Below are 15,051 nucleotides of genomic sequence, written 5' to 3' on the forward strand. Positions count from 1 at the left end.
GCAACACAAGCTGCGTGAAGGAACGATTATTTTAATTTGAATCGGCATAAATTGTAAACTCCTGCGCAACGAGATAACCAAAGGTCGTCAACATATACACCTGAAGCCTTTGTCCATTTTCTGAGGTTCCCATACAGATGTCGCTGGTTGCATTGCCATTGGTACCGCCGGTAAACAGCTCCGACTCATAAACACGCAATTGGTTATAGGTCGGTGAACTTAGTGTGGTACCAATGCGGGCTCGATCACTAATATCATAAACATACATCTGACCAATCTCATTGCTTCCAAACAATTTGACCTGAGCCAAAATATCCGCATTGTTAAAACGCTGAAAGGCGATACCACCATTCATGGCAGTACCTGTAATTGCCGGGAATGCTGCTAGCCGTCCCCATGTACTTCCCGAAACATAAGCAAGTTCGGCGTTAGTGCTCGCGATCAGTTCGGTGTTAGCGCCGACCCCTAAAGGAAGATATTCCGGTAGGAAGCCTAATGAGGTCGCACCATCTTTATATTCCAGGACATCGGCAGCTGTAGATTTTATCTGGCCATTTTCGAGTGTCCAACGCAGGAGGTAACGACTGGTTGCAACCGAAGCGAGTAACTGACCGTTTCCGTCCATATCCCCTACCCAGTTAAGTTTACGACCGATGTTGCCATCGCCGGCAGCTACCGCAGCAGGTTTGCTATAAGGTAGATCCAATAGCTTGACAGGACTGGTATCAAAAACATCATTGTATTTGTATAACACAAAGCTCTGTCCATTCGGCGTATAAGTTCCTAGCATAAATCGACCTTTCTCATCACTCACGCCCTGGAAGATCAAGCGGCCTGCTGGAAAAGGATTTGTTAGATTATGGGAATAAGCTCCAGTAAAACGGTTGTATACCTTAAATACCGATGGAGAAGTTCGGCTCACAATCACCAAGTAATCGCCACTCACAAAACAGGACGTTTCACTATTTGCAGTAAAACCCAAGTCTGCCGCTTTCTTCAGGAACAAGCGCCGGTTAATGCCCACCCCTTTATCAAGTTTGACAGGTTCTTTGACAACCAATTTGAGCTGCCGCTTGATATTTCCGGCTCCAGAAATTGTCAGCGGCACTTCCACACCGTTTGCCAAATTCACCTGTCCGCCGCTTACTATTGAACCGCTAGAGTGTTTGTTGATAACATAACTCAAATTGACTTGCGATAGATCCATACCCGGCACGACATAAAACGTGACTGTATTCCCATTTAAAATCCCCTCGACTTCATTGACTTTCTGTTCGCTGTCTTTAAATGTAATTTTGATTCCCGAAATATCGGTATTGCCTTTCTTCTCGGCAATGACCACATAATCCTTTGCGTCACCGTTTCCCGCGGTAACAGTAATTTTCTTGGGTGCCGTCAAGTCTGTAAATCCATTTAATCCCGGCGTCACCTGGGCATCAGCCGGAATGGAGGCACGCAGCATCAATCGCGAAAGATCTACTTCATTGTCCGAATCGATCGGATAATAATAATCTACGTGCAAATACACCGTATCATTGCTGATCGTACTCAAGAAGAGGCGATCTTGCCCTTTCCCATCAATCGTAGCGTAAAAATCCATCAATTGATTTTTCACATTCCGCTCCAGATAATTAGGTTTTTGACATCCTCCCAAAAGGATCGCACAGGCCCATAAACTGTAAAATTTTATTTTGTCCATTGCTAGTCTTTACTATTTTTACCAACCTTTAATTTGAGTCAAAGCGCCGTTCAACTGCACTTCATTTTCAGGTATGGGCAGATAATATAATTTTGTACTGAAACTTCTGTTGGTTGCGTCTGCTGAGACAACTTCATACGTTAATCCTGTTGCGTTCGGACTGATCTTATGCCCTGTAAACTTCACATTATCCAACAGGAGGTGAGCTTTCCGCCAACGGCGCAAATCCCAGAAACGATGTCCCTCAAAAGCCAGTTCAACTTTGCGCTCGTGCTCCACTGCGGCCATTGCCTGATTATTGTTGGCAAGGCTAAGGGCATTAAGTCCACGCTTCTGGCGAAGCTGATTGATGTAGGTGGTTGCAGTCACAAAATCACCCAATTGCGCTTTCGCTTCCGCCATAATCAACAAGACCTCGGCATAGCGCATTTCGATCCAGCTTTGTGTACTCTTATTTTGAACGAATGTGGTATTTGTAGGATCAAGCATTTTGCGTACATAGTATCCCGTAACGGTACGTTTGGGGTCGCCACTCGCGCCAAATGTTGTAAATCCTTCTATCGCATCGGTCGTCGACGTATTCAGTGTTCTTCCTTTCCAGGTTGCACCATTGTATAAGATCGTCGCATAGAAACGAGGCTCACGATTTGTATAGGGAGCCGCTGCCTGCGCGGTATTCTGCCAGGAGAATTTAGATCCGTCAGCCATTTCAAATTCATTGACCAATTCTGCGGTTGGCACACCATAAACCAATGTATTACCCGGAGCATCCCGAGGTGGAGCATAGCCCAGGTCGTATTGATGCGTGACATCAGGTGCCGCAAAATCTACCCGAAAGATTGCTTCCTTTGTATTTTTATTAGTAAAAATGCTTGCAAAATTATCGTCCAAAGCATAGAGTCCCCCATTAGCCATATCGATGACTTTTTGCGCTGCATCGGCTGATTTTTTAAAATACTCTGCGCTCCTCGCCTGTGAAATGCCCGTCAAAGGATCCTGATTGAACTGCTTGAGATCATATTTAGCAATAGAGCCTGCATATAGTCCTACACGCGCCATCAGGGTATAGGCCGCGCCCTGGGTAGCCCGGCCGGCAAGATTGTTGAGCGGAAGATGATCTGCCGCAAATTGGAGATCCTCCAAGATAAAATCATAAACGGCTTCCTCACTCGAGCGTTCATGATCTTTTTCAGTATACTGATCCATACTCTTGAATAGAATCACGCTTCCATGGATCTTTGCCAGCCAGAAATAGGCATATGCTCTCACGAACCTACCCTCAGCCTCATAAACCTGTTTTTGAGCATCGGAAAGGCTGGACTTGGTATTAATTCCATTGATCATTTCATTGATACGACGGATACGCTCATATCCACTCGCCCAATAATTCAATCCTACACTTGCGGAAGAAAACTGGTTTGAGTTAGATACAAGAATATTGACGGTACCATTCCCAGCGGTATTTGAGGTAAATTTCATTCCATCGGCTAAGGCATCCATTGCATTGTCATAGCCTAAATTTGGAAATTGACCAAACTGGAATTTTTTAAATTCAGCATAGATACCCGACACATATAGTTCGGCCGAATTGGGGTCAGCCCATACTTTCTCTTCTGCGATCCGGTCCTGTGGAATTAGATCGACAGAACAACCTTGCAGCGCCATAAACAACAGGCCTAAAAATGAAAGCTGCCGACAGCTGGTATATAGAGTTGATTTCATCTGTAATAGTAATTTTTAGGAGATTAAAAAGTAACGCTTAAACCAAATTCAAAAATCCGTTGCTGCGGATAAAATCCATTATTGACGTTTGGCATTTCGGGATCGAGGTATTTCAAGTAATCCCATGTGAAAAGGTTTGAGCCCGAAGCAAACACGCGTACATGTTCAATCTTCGCTGCATTCAGCAATCCTTTCGGGAAAGTGTAGCCCAACTGCACGGATTTAAGCCGCAGATAATCTCCTTTTCTGATCCATCCTGAATTGGCATTTGCATTGTTCGTCGACATGCCTGTTGCTTTATAGGCACTCATACGTGGAAATTCGGCATTCGGATTGTCTTCGCGCCATGAGTTTTCAACCAAGAAATAAGGGGAGTTTCCATAGTTATAAAAAGGTCGCGTAAAAGGTGTATTATCCTCTACCCCTGAAGTTCCTGACGATCCTTCATAGGCTCCTGCTAGGGCAACATCAACACGTGCAGCACCTTGCAACAATGCTGAAAAGTCGAAGCCTTTATAAGCCATATCGAAATTCAAACCGAATGTTAATTCAGGTACGTTGGAGCGTCCAATATAGGTCATATCATCTGTTCGGGTAATCCGGCCGTCGCCATTCAAATCTTTAAATTTGAAAAAACCGGGAGCCATAAATCCCGAACTTGGTGAAGGTGTATTGCGTGCTTCCTCCCAGGTCTGTACCATCCCCTCTTTGACAAATCCAATTTTTGTTCCGATAGGTTTGCCAATGAGACTCTGCCAAGAAGGGATACCGTTCGCTTCATCCAGTTTCAGATACCTGTTTTTCGCCCAGTTGATATTGCCGGTTACGCCCAGTTTAAATTCACCAAAACGATCGTTATAACGCAATTGAGCATCAAAACCGCGATTATCAACTTCGCCAATATTGGCCAAACTCGGAAAATAACCACCCATCGACGCTGGATAAAGGTTTCCAACCTGTCCCAAAATACCGGAAGTATAACGATAGAACCATTCGAAATCAAAACCAAATTTTCCATTTAAAAACCGTGATTCAAATCCAACATTGGATGTGGTGGATTCTTCCCATTTCAATAGTGGGTTTTGAGGTGCATTGGTATATAAGGCTTTGACCGGCTTGCCGTCTATGACAATGACTGGTGTTGTATTTTGCGAAAGGGTATTAATGTAAGGGAAACTACCCACTTGTGCACGATCGTTACCTGTACGCCCAATCGACCCTTTTACTTTAAGGAAATCTGCAAAAGGGACAGCTTCCTTAAAGAAGGACTCATTTGAGACAACCCAGCCCAATCCAATGGCCGGAAAAGATTTCCAGCGGTTTTCCTTGGCAAAGTTAGCGGAGGCGTCCCAACGCGATACCAACTCCACCAAATAACGATCGCGGAAAGCATAATTCAGCCGTGTCACAAATCCCGCACGTGCAGATTCTGCATCACTGGAACCTGTAGACTTGATAATGTCTTCCTGGGAAGCCGAACCATAGTTTATTTCCTGAATAATACTGATTGGAAAATTACTTGCGCCGGCACCAAATTGATTACCATGAGTTTTTGCATATTCATATAAACCTAACACACCGATGCTATGATCACCAAAAGTGCGGTTATAATTTAAACTGGCCTGCCAGGTGCTGCGATAGTTTGCAGCAAAACTCTGACGAAGAGATGTCTTCGTGATTCCGGGCAAAGTGGTCATCGCCACAAAGTCGCCTGCAACTTGGTCCCGCTGTCTTCCCATCGTCGGATAGGGTGTCAGCCAAGATTTGGATTCATCCGAATTATAGTCGTATGCGCCCTGAACTTTTGCCAGCAAACCTGTTACTCCCGGAACTTTAAAATCGATGTTTGCTGTTCCCTGAAAGATATTGCTTTTGAGCTTCTGGTATCCCGAATTTGCAACGGAAGCAATTGGGTTGACCCACCCTGCTCCTGCCTGATAAGCTACCGGAAGTCCATTTGGGGCATACATAGGCAGATTCGGGAGCATCCGAACAGCCTGGTAAAATGGATTCATATAGGCCGAGTTATCGGGTGAAATACCGGGTAAATTGGTATTTTGATTACGTAAACCAATGTTCAAACCAACCGTCAGGTATTCATTAAGCTCACTTTTAAGGTTTGTACGGATATTGTAGCGTTTAAAATTGGTATTGTCGATCACCCCGTCCTGGTTCATATGGCTGACCGAAGCAAAATACTGCGTTTTGCCCGCTCCACCCGAAATTGTCGCTGCATGATGTTGCGAATAGCTATTATTATCTGCCAATAGGCCAATCCAGTCTGTATTCCCAAATAACGGATTGGTATTGGTTCCATTTGCCACAGCATCGATGAGTTCCTGGGTGTAGATGTAAGGTGCTTCAGTTTGCTTCGTATTTCGGAGAAAATCATTGTCCAGTTCTGTTCCTTTGTTATACCAGTTCATATAATCCGGTCCATTGAGGAATTTTGGAAAGCGGGTATTTTGGCCAATGCTGTATCCAAAGTCATAGGTTACTTTGGTCTGTTCCTTTCGTCCATTTTTTGTTTTAACCAATATAATACCATTGGCGGCCTGTACACCATAAGCGGCCGTGGAGACTGCATCCTTTAAAAAGGAAATCGTTTCTATCTCACTTGGGTCCAGATAAGCCAAGGTAGAAAGCGGTCTTTCGATATCATCGACAATCACCAAAGGACTTCGATTACCACCATAAGTTCCAACTCCGCGCAGATACAAGGTCGCATTATCTGCCCCCGGACGCCCTGATTGTTGTAATGCTGTCAATCCGGGAACACGTCCTACAAGTGCATTGGTCAAATTCATCGACGGGGCTTTCTTGAGCTGATCACCTCCGATCTGTACGACAGATCCAACGACGTTGTTCTTCTTTTGCGTACCATAAGCCACAACAACGACCTCGTCAATCTGACGTTCATCGGACTGCAAAACAAAACTTTGTGTTCCGGCAACTGTGATCTTCCGCGACTGCGACAAATAGCCGATATAACTAACCTGAAGTTCGGCCGGAAGGCGGTCTACCTGCACGGTAAAACTCCCTTTTTGATCTGTACGTGTTGTTACAGAAGTCCCCACTACTTTAACCGTCGCCCCAGCAATAGGCTGTTCATCGCGATTTCGTATGGTACCATTTACAATGGATTGAGCAAAGCTTATTGCGGATTGCATAAAAACAATAAGTAATCCCAATGCCTTAAAAAGATACCTGCGTTTTACATGTGTTGGTTTCATAATTTAGGAATGAAAAAATAGTGTTATGTTAAAAAATAGTATTTATGGTCACTCGGTTACCTATACCATGATCAGACGTTTTCCATTGGATAAAACACGCAACGTTCTGACTCGGACAAGGCAACGTATTTTGGTTTACAATTATTAGGTATATTATTTATACAACACTAAATAAGAAATAAAATTTTAAATATTCAAATTATTTCTAATTTTTTTTATTAATTCAAACAGACTAAAGAAGAAAAAACATAAACTTAATTTGCGATGATTAGATATTTATTATATTTACCCAGAAGTTAACGTAACAAAGTTATGGGTATAAAATTTTTGAGTGACTTACATGATGCGAGCTATAGCGGTGTAGCGTATAAAAACATTTTACTTAAAAAGGAAATTTTAACCTTTTTTGCGACCAAAGGTCCTTCGACCATCCCAGAATTGAGCAAGGAATTCAACATTAGCATTCCCAAGATTAACGAATGCATCAATGAACTCATCGAAGACGCATTGGTACAGGACAATGGAAAATCGACTTCGGGAATTGGCAGAAAACCGAATTCCTACGGTCTACTTCCGAATGCAGCATTTTTCGTCGGAGTTCAAGTGAGCCATGATCATCTCAGTATCGTGGTCATGAATATGAAAAAAGACATTATTGCCAGCCAGGAGGAAATTCCACATCGTTTGGAGAATAATCAGGAATCACTCCAGAATATATGCCGGGAGATCAATCAGTTTATTGCCACACATCAGATTCAAAAGGATAAAATATTGGGTGTAGGCATCAATCTTTCTGGCCGTATCAACTATCGCACAGGTTATTCCTACAGTTATTTTAATTTTTATGAAGACCCTTTATCGAAATATTTCGAACAGGAGCTGCAATTGCGCACCTATCTTGAAAACGACAGTAAGGCGCTTGCTTATGGCGAATTTTCCAGCGGAATTTTAAAGGACGAGAAAGATGCACTCTTTGTCAATGTAGACAACGGTATCGGATTGGGTATTTTAATCAACGGAAAGATCTATTATGGGAAATCGGGTTTCTCGGGTGAATTTGGACATATTCCCATTTTTGACAACGATATCATCTGTCGCTGTGGAAAAAAGGGTTGTCTCGAAACGGAAGCATCTGGTTTTGCACTTAGAAACCGTGTAATAGCAGCACTGCAAAATGGCGCAACGAGCATCCTAACAAAAAAATTCAATGATCTGGAAGATATCCGGCTCAGCGATATTATCACTGCTGCAAAAAAAGATGACAATCTCGCTATTGAGTTGATCAATGAACTTGGGGAAAAATTAGGTCGTGGACTTGCTACATTGATCAATATTTTCAATCCAGAAATCATCATCGTAGGTGGTATTCTAGCCAAGAGTGAGGAATACCTGATGTTACCGCTGAAAAATGCAGTCAATAAGTTTTCATTATCCATTGTCAACAAGGACACCAAACTTGCTTATTCAAATAATGGAGAAAAACTTGCGGCCTTTGGAGCCTGCCTTCTCATTCGGGACCGTCTGCTTTCTATTATCGATTAAGACATAATGCGTGGATTTCACTGAAATCCACGCTACTTTATCTTTCCACAATTTCCTTCACAACCTCTCCATATTGATCTTTCACCTGCTCTTTCTTTTGTGCAAGGTATATCCACTTCTTAAACGTTCCGATAAATACAATCGCCATCAATGACATCGCTGCTACGGCCAAGCCCGCCAGTAGGTACTGTCCTTTAGGCACATATCCTTGTACCACCTGAAGATAGCCGGCCCAAAATGTAATCACGGCCATAAAGACACCGGGAACGGCTGCAAACAAGACATATTTTCGCCTATTCATCCGGATGAGCATCGTTGTACATACAATCAGACCACAGGCTGCCAAGAGCTGATTGCTAATACCAAATAATGGCCAAATGCTACTTACGTTACCGGTATAAACCAAATATCCCCAGGAAAACGTAAACAGGGCGCTGCAAATCCATACACCTGGTTTCCAGTTTTTATCGCTAAATTTAGGAAAAACAGTTCCAAGCATTTCCTGTAGAAAAAAACGTCCCACCCTGGTACCTGCATCAATCGCCGTAAGAATAAAAACAGCTTCAAACATGATAGCAAAATTATACCAATAGGCCATTATATCATTCATAAAAGGAACCTTATCGAAGATATGAGCCATCCCTACAGCCAACGACACTGCTCCGCCCGTCCTACCGTGCAGATCTACACCTATTCTGTCTATAAAATGCGGTAAATCCACAGCTGAAAGATGGGGGTGCTGCGCTAGAAACTGTGCATAATCGGCTACCGGCGTATTGATTGCAAAATAATCACCAGGCATCAACGTACAAGCTGCAATTAATGCCATCAAGGCAACAAAGCCTTCAACAAGCATGGCGCCATACCCCACAAACAAGATCTCGCGTTCATTACCGATCATTTTGGGTGTCGTCCCGGTTGCGATAATTGCGTGAAATCCCGATATGGCTCCACAGGCAATCACAATAAAGATAAAGGGCAAAACAGGTCCTGAAATTACAGGTCCGCCACCATGGATAAATGAGGTTAAGGCAGGCATCTGAATTGTTGGTGCAACAAAAAATATTCCTACCGTCAGCATAATAATTGTACCTATTTTGAGATAGGTCGAAAGGTAGTCTCTCGGAACCAATAATAGCCAAATGGGCAATACTGAAGCGAAGAAACCATATACAGCAATACCGATAGAGATCGTTTTCACATCCCAGTTGAAAAGTGCGTGAAAAGTTGGAACCTGCATCAGGTGATGACCGGCTATAATACCTGCAATAAGCAAGATACCGCCAATTATACTCGCCAAGGTGACCGACCCTTCCCGATAACGCATCATCAACCCCATCAGTATGGCAATTGGCATGGTTAGCACAATGGTAAATAGTGACCAAGGAGCCTCGTGCATGGCACTTATACAGGCTAGGGACAAGCCTGCCAGGGTTAGGATCAAAATAAACAGAACAGCAATACCTGCAATAGTTCCAATAGGTTTGCTGACCTCTTTGGATGCAATCGTAGCCAAACTTTCGCCTTTATGCCGAACGGAGGCAAAAAGTACCACCATATCGTGCACACCGCCGCCTAATACACAACCAATTAATATCCACAGTGCACCCGGCAGATAACCAAACTGGGCTGCAAGAACTGGACCAACTAATGGTCCTGCAGCAGCTATAGCTGCGAAATGATGGCCAAACAACACTTTTTTATCGGTTTTCACATAATCATGTCCATCAGCAAACTCCACCGCCGGTGTCTGGCGACTTCCATTCAACCTGAGCAGCTTATTTGCTAGAAACAAGCCATAAAAACGATACGCGATCGCAAAGATCAATATCGCTGCGAAAACTAAGGTCAACGCATTTATTCCATTGAGAGCATCCATACCAGTTAAGTTACACGATTATTTTTGCTTTTTCAAACACCTCATAGACCTTCCATAAGGCACGAGGTACATGAAAGCATCCCTTCCATTTTCCGCCTTTGAGATCGAGCAATACCTCACCTCTTCGATTGAGGTAGCCAAACCATTCGCCATGTTCGGGGTCCCTAAAATGCGTCCAGGTATATTCATGAACCCGTTCAAACCAACGTTTAGCCTCTTCATTACCCGTCAGTACCCAAGCTTTCGCCATACATACCAGTGTTTCACAGTGTACCCACCATAACTTCTGGTCCCATTCCAACTGTTGGGTTGGTTTACCCTGCGCATCCATAAAGTAGAATATACCTCCATATTTCTCATCCCATCCATGTTCCAACATACGAAGACCAATACGCATGGCTTTTTCAATCAACGCTGGTCGCTGCAATCTTTCCCCCAGATCCATCATAAACCACATGGCCTCTATTGCATGTCCCGGATTGAGCAATCTTCCTTCAAAACTATCCAGCAATGAACCATTGGGACTTACATTTTCAAAGACAAGCCCCTGCTCCTCTTTATAAAATACATCCATTACATCGACCACGATGTCCTCGATCAATCCCTGCACCAGGTTAGGTTCCAATAAATGCTCCAGTTCGATGGAGAGATTGCTCAAGATCATAGGCAAAGCAAAATTCTTTGATGGACGTATCCCTGGAACAGCCTTATCGTATATCCCCTTGGTATGTGTTCGACGTTTCAATATATTATGAAAGGTATCTTGCGCAATTTCCGCGTAACGCTGCTCTTGAGTTGCTGTATACAGGGCCCCAAATCCCATGGCAGCAAAACAATCGGAAAAAATATTATAGGGCTGCACAAGTGCCTTTCCTTGTCGATCAAGTGAAAAATACCAGTTTCCCTCTTCGTCACGTCCATGTTTTTCCATAAAGCTGGCCCCATGAACTGCAATATCCAACCAGGATGAACGTGTTTCAATTTTGTTGTAAATACTCGAAAAGAGCCAAACTTGCCGCCCCTGCAGCCACATAAACTTATCCGTATCAAAAACTCCACCTCTTCTATCCAGACAGGTAAAATAGCCACCATACTCCCTATCGAGCGAATGCTCCGTCCAGAAAGGAAGAATATGATTAAATAATTCGTCTTTATAAATTGTACTATAATGATTCATATATAAATGAATTTGCTCTTTAAAGGCCATTTAAAATCGCTGGCCTACTCTTATCAATAATGCTATTTCTTGTTCTCTGACTTCTTCGAGATTGCTTTTGTCGTCATTTTGCGTGTTGTAAACACGCGACCCCTATCACCAATTATGGTGCAGTGCATATTCTCGGTACCGATTGTAAAGGTGTCCTGCTTGTAAATAAGCGGATTGTGGACTCATAAAGTGAGAAAATTCGAAAGTAATAGCTTTATCATAACCAGCCTTTGCTGCAGCTTCAAGTTTTAGTTTTAGTTTATCAAATTTGATCGGCAAGAATTTGATCGGCATATCCCGGTCAAAAGATTCGGCATTCGTCCAACAGGCCATACCATATTTATCAGCCAATTTCTTATTGACCTCAAAGAAATCGGGAAGCTCATCGTAATCAATGTGTCCATCCTGAAAGGCCACTGCGTCGACAGCTCCTTGTATACCTTCAAAAATTTCGCCCCATTCCCGTTCGTGTTCCAATACCGAAACTGCATCGGCTTTACTAAGCTCGGGAGAAGCGGCAAGCACAGCTTTTTTCCCATCAATCCAGGGCGATATAAATGTCGGCAAGCCCCCACTGACTGCCTTGCACTGTAACCCAAGTGTACGAAAAGCATGAACAGCCCCTTTCGTTTTACGGCTGATTTCCGTACTGATATACCATCCACCGAAGCTTTTATAATGCCCATATTTTGCCCAAACCTCTTCAATTACATATTGATTGGAATCGATTTCGTGACTCAGATCTCCTGTCTCCCAATAAATACCGCTGTCATAAAGTCCAAAATAGAATTTCATCTCATACTTATCTGCAAGCTGCAGATAAAGCTCTACAAGATCCAACGATGGTTTAAAACAGCCATATTTGTCCATCAGATAAGCCGATGGATAGGTTATAAATTTACGATAGCCACTGCGAATCATAATAACAGTGTCTATACCAATTGCCTTCATATATGCAAAATCCCGATCCCACTCTTCCGGACCCCAATTCTGGTGCGGAATATCGTGGGAAATCTCGTCAATAAATGTCCCTGTAATTCTCATAAATATTTCTTTTCTTTTAATAATTGTACCCATTTTATATAGGCACTGGGTATCAGATGGACACCATCAGCTGAGTAAATTGCGCTAAGTTTTCCCTCATTGTCCTGAAAAAGTGGGCAGAGGTCGACAAATGGGATATTTTCATCTGCTGCAAGCTGTCTTAGTTTCTCATTTAAGATCGGAACCAACACATTTCTACCTTTTGTATAAGGCTCTTTTGTTAGTCCTTCATTGATCGGTAAAGCACTCTGAAGATAGATAAGGGTCTTTGGTGAGATCTTTTTTATTCGTTTAATGATACGCTTGTAGTTATTGACCGACACTTCCTGCGGAAGCTTTCGGAATTGGTCATTAATGCCATCCATCAGAAAAATTGCCCGTGGACGTCCGCGCAATACCTCATCTATACGCGCAAGAATCCCAAACGAATTATCTCCGCCTATCCCCCTGTTCAGTACAGGATATCTTGAATCTGCAAGCAATTCCTGCCATTCTGCCCGTTCAGTAATACTATTTCCCAAAAAAACGATTGCTCCTTTAATTGTTGGACTTTGTTCGAAATAGGCCATTCGTTGTTGATAATACCAGTTGGCGTAACTGCTATCTATTTTAGTCTCCTGAGCGGAGAGGGGCTGGGAAAATACCAATAGATATATTCCAATTAGGAAGCAACCTTGGAAAACACGATACGCCTTAAAAAATTCCAATGATCTCATAATAGTTTTTGCTGTTTCAAATAATTGGCCCAAATTAAATAAGTGGCTTGCTTCAGATGTAAGCCATCAATTGTTAGCTCAGCTTTTAGTTCCCCATTACCGTCCACCAATATCGGCTGTAAGTCTACAAAACGAACTTGATGTTCCGTACACAATTCTTTCAAAGCATTGTTCAGTAGCACTATCTTGTCATTCCGAACCTCTTCATAGATTTTTGGTAGTAAAGATTCATTCACAGGTAGAAGTCCCTGCACAAAAAGCGTTGTATTTGGCGCCTGCTTTTTAACCTGCTTTATTATCCTTTCTATATTCGTTGAAATAATGGAAAGCGGTATTCCTCTTTTCATGTCGTTCACCCCACAGAGCAGAAATATTTTTCGTGGTCTGGAAGCCAATATCTCGTCTAGTCGTGCTAAAATACCGTAAGTCACATCACCGCTAATCCCACGATTGATCACATGCTTCCGCTGGAGGATTTCTTGCCATTTTCCACCTTCGGTAATGCTATTGCCAAGGAAAACGATTTCGTCCTTCTGATTGGGCATCGCTTTAAAAAACTCAAGCCTTGCGCGATAATGCTGATTATCAAACGTAGAATCAATACCCTTTGATTGCGCTAAAGTCAATGCCGGTAAAAAAAAAGGCAACAATAAGGCCTTCCAGTTCCTATAAGAAAGTATGTTCATATGCATTAATTATTTTCGTCGGTATGCTCTTTTTCGGGTTTTCGCAGTGGCACCCACCAGGAAACCAAAAAGGCCGGAATAGTAGAAATCAACACCCAAATAAAAAATTCTTTATAGCCCAAATGATCACTCAGCCAGCCGCTGATCATCGAAGGAATCATAAATCCCAGATTAACAAGTCCACTTCCGAAAGCGTAGTGTGCCATCTTATATTTACCTGGGGCAATATTTTGCATGATAAAAAGAATAATTCCGATAAAGCCAAAACCATATCCAAAGTACTCGATGGCGACAGCAGCAGCTATGAGATAAAGGTTTGTCGGCAATGTGATTGCGAGAAATGCATAAGCTACAAATGGAATATTAAAGAAGGCACAAAGGATCATAAGTGTCCTCCGGTCTAAGCCTTTTTTGGATACAAAGTGCCCTGCGACAATCGACCCCAACACAAAGGCTATGGCACCAAATACACCATAAAGCAATCCAATTTCCGAAGTACTCAGGCCAAGCCCACCTTCGGTACGTTGCGCTTTAAAAAATAACGGGGTGATCTTAATAGCCTGCCCTTCAGCAAAACGATAAAAGACAATAAAAAGCAAACTAAACCAAATATTCTTTTTCTGAAAAAAAGTTATGATAACGTCTTTAAGCGTATCCATTCCCTCCTTTAAAGAAGTGGATTTGGGAGCTTCATCGTGAGCAGGTAAAGCACGTATACTGTACAATCCAATCCCCAACATAATAAATCCATAAGCAAACATCACCACCATCCACGCGGATTTAATGCCGATTTCCTGCTCCAATTGCCCCGCCAAATAAACGAGTACGCCACCAGAAAACACTTTGGCCACATTATAGAAGGCGCCTTGCCAGCCGACATATTTTGCCTGTTGTTTTGCATTCAGCTCATTCAAATATACCCCGTCGGCTGCGGTATCATGTGTGGAACCACTGAATGCAATCAGTGTCAATAAAGCAATGGAGAAGCTAAAGAAATGATCCAACTGCAGCGTAAGACCAAGCAGACCAAAGAGTAGCCCCGTGAGTATCTGCGTGGTATAGACAAAAAATTTCTTGGTCTTATACAACTCCAAAAAAGGCCCCCATAAGGGTTTTATTGTCCAAGGCAGCATAATCAATGAGGTCCAAAAAGCAATCTGTGCGTCCGATACCCCCAAATTTTTATACATAATGGAGCTCGCACCCGAAAGGGCAACAAAAGGTAGCCCCATGGCAAACCATGTTGTGGAGATCCAGAAAATAGGCGGAAGTGCCTTACGCCCTTTGCGAAGCTCCACCGTTTGTTCGAATAATTCATTCATT

11 protein-coding genes are annotated in these 15,051 nt (G+C 42.9%); 2 read left to right on the plus strand and 9 right to left on the minus strand.

Translation table 11 applies throughout. The annotated features are described in order from the left end of the window. Positions 1 to 31 precede the first annotated feature (31 nt). From AB1Z56_RS12595 to AB1Z56_RS12605, 3 genes are read right to left on the minus strand one after another with little or no spacing between them, the layout of a single operon-like run. Positions 32 to 1,699 (minus strand): DUF5018 domain-containing protein, encoded by a 1,668-nt coding sequence (locus AB1Z56_RS12595; RefSeq protein ID WP_426792197.1) that lies wholly within the window; start codon positions 1,697 to 1,699, stop codon positions 32 to 34. 18 nt (positions 1,700 to 1,717) lie between these two features. Further along, on the minus strand, positions 1,718 to 3,421 hold the full coding sequence (locus AB1Z56_RS12600; RefSeq protein ID WP_426792198.1) for a RagB/SusD family nutrient uptake outer membrane protein: 1,704 nt from the start codon (positions 3,419 to 3,421) through the stop codon (positions 1,718 to 1,720). A 23-nt stretch (positions 3,422 to 3,444) separates the two neighbouring features. Further along, positions 3,445 to 6,654: a SusC/RagA family TonB-linked outer membrane protein gene (locus AB1Z56_RS12605; RefSeq protein ID WP_426792199.1), complete on the minus strand. Its 3,210-nt coding sequence runs from the start codon at positions 6,652 to 6,654 to the stop codon at positions 3,445 to 3,447. A 25-nt stretch (positions 6,655 to 6,679) separates the two neighbouring features. On the opposite strand from AB1Z56_RS12605, the gene AB1Z56_RS12610 reads away from it, so the two are divergent. Both AB1Z56_RS12610 and AB1Z56_RS12615 read left to right on the plus strand, forming a co-directional pair. Further along, on the plus strand, positions 6,680 to 6,802 hold the full coding sequence (locus AB1Z56_RS12610; RefSeq protein ID WP_262896106.1) for a hypothetical protein: 123 nt from the start codon (positions 6,680 to 6,682) through the stop codon (positions 6,800 to 6,802). Between the two features lie 164 nt (positions 6,803 to 6,966). Beyond that, positions 6,967 to 8,196, plus strand: coding sequence for an ROK family protein (locus AB1Z56_RS12615; RefSeq protein WP_182331128.1), 1,230 nt, complete (start codon positions 6,967 to 6,969; stop codon positions 8,194 to 8,196). 37 nt (positions 8,197 to 8,233) lie between these two features. Here AB1Z56_RS12615 and AB1Z56_RS12620 read toward each other — a convergent pair whose 3' ends face one another. From AB1Z56_RS12620 to AB1Z56_RS12645, 6 genes are all read right to left on the minus strand, one after another. Further along, positions 8,234 to 10,075: a carbon starvation CstA family protein gene (locus AB1Z56_RS12620; protein WP_426792200.1), complete on the minus strand. Its 1,842-nt coding sequence runs from the start codon at positions 10,073 to 10,075 to the stop codon at positions 8,234 to 8,236. 10 nt (positions 10,076 to 10,085) lie between these two features. Beyond that, positions 10,086 to 11,252, minus strand: a complete 1,167-nt coding sequence (locus tag AB1Z56_RS12625) for an AGE family epimerase/isomerase (RefSeq protein ID WP_426792201.1) — start codon at positions 11,250 to 11,252, stop codon at positions 10,086 to 10,088. Positions 11,253 to 11,387: 135 nt separating this feature from the next. Further along, entirely contained in the window at positions 11,388 to 12,326 is a 939-nt protein-coding gene (locus AB1Z56_RS12630; protein ID WP_426792202.1) for a DUF4434 domain-containing protein, read from the minus strand. After that, positions 12,323 to 13,042: a GDSL-type esterase/lipase family protein gene (locus AB1Z56_RS12635; RefSeq protein ID WP_426792203.1), complete on the minus strand. Its 720-nt coding sequence runs from the start codon at positions 13,040 to 13,042 to the stop codon at positions 12,323 to 12,325. The genes AB1Z56_RS12630 and AB1Z56_RS12635 overlap by 4 nt, the downstream gene beginning before the upstream one ends. Further along, positions 13,039 to 13,728, minus strand: a complete 690-nt coding sequence (locus AB1Z56_RS12640; protein ID WP_426792204.1) for a GDSL-type esterase/lipase family protein — start codon at positions 13,726 to 13,728, stop codon at positions 13,039 to 13,041. Before AB1Z56_RS12640 ends, AB1Z56_RS12635 begins: the two co-directional genes overlap by 4 nt. Before the next feature lie 5 nt (positions 13,729 to 13,733). Then, positions 13,734 to 15,050, minus strand: coding sequence for an MFS transporter (locus AB1Z56_RS12645; protein WP_426792205.1), 1,317 nt, complete (start codon positions 15,048 to 15,050; stop codon positions 13,734 to 13,736). Position 15,051: the final 1 nt, after the last annotated feature.

It is taken from the genome of Sphingobacterium sp. WOUb80, from assembly GCF_050058145.1.
In the GTDB taxonomy this organism is placed as follows: Bacteria; Bacteroidota; Bacteroidia; order Sphingobacteriales; family Sphingobacteriaceae; genus Sphingobacterium.

What these genes read in the sequence shown, in the direction of transcription:
- AB1Z56_RS12595 (WP_426792197.1), bottom strand. Translation starts at nt 1,699, where the DNA reads ATGGACAAAATAAAATTTTACAGTTTATGGGCCTGTGCGATCCTTTTG.
- AB1Z56_RS12600 (WP_426792198.1), bottom strand. Translation starts at nt 3,421, where the DNA reads ATGAAATCAACTCTATATACCAGCTGTCGGCAGCTTTCATTTTTAGGC.
- AB1Z56_RS12605 (WP_426792199.1), bottom strand. Translation starts at nt 6,654, where the DNA reads ATGAAACCAACACATGTAAAACGCAGGTATCTTTTTAAGGCATTGGGA.
- AB1Z56_RS12610 (WP_262896106.1), top strand. Translation starts at nt 6,680, where the DNA reads ATGTTAAAAAATAGTATTTATGGTCACTCGGTTACCTATACCATGATC.
- AB1Z56_RS12615 (WP_182331128.1), top strand. Translation starts at nt 6,967, where the DNA reads ATGGGTATAAAATTTTTGAGTGACTTACATGATGCGAGCTATAGCGGT.
- AB1Z56_RS12620 (WP_426792200.1), bottom strand. Translation starts at nt 10,075, where the DNA reads ATGGATGCTCTCAATGGAATAAATGCGTTGACCTTAGTTTTCGCAGCG.
- AB1Z56_RS12625 (WP_426792201.1), bottom strand. Translation starts at nt 11,252, where the DNA reads ATGAATCATTATAGTACAATTTATAAAGACGAATTATTTAATCATATT.
- AB1Z56_RS12630 (WP_426792202.1), bottom strand. Translation starts at nt 12,326, where the DNA reads ATGAGAATTACAGGGACATTTATTGACGAGATTTCCCACGATATTCCG.
- AB1Z56_RS12635 (WP_426792203.1), bottom strand. Translation starts at nt 13,042, where the DNA reads ATGAGATCATTGGAATTTTTTAAGGCGTATCGTGTTTTCCAAGGTTGC.
- AB1Z56_RS12640 (WP_426792204.1), bottom strand. Translation starts at nt 13,728, where the DNA reads ATGAACATACTTTCTTATAGGAACTGGAAGGCCTTATTGTTGCCTTTT.
- AB1Z56_RS12645 (WP_426792205.1), bottom strand. Translation starts at nt 15,050, where the DNA reads ATGAATGAATTATTCGAACAAACGGTGGAGCTTCGCAAAGGGCGTAAG.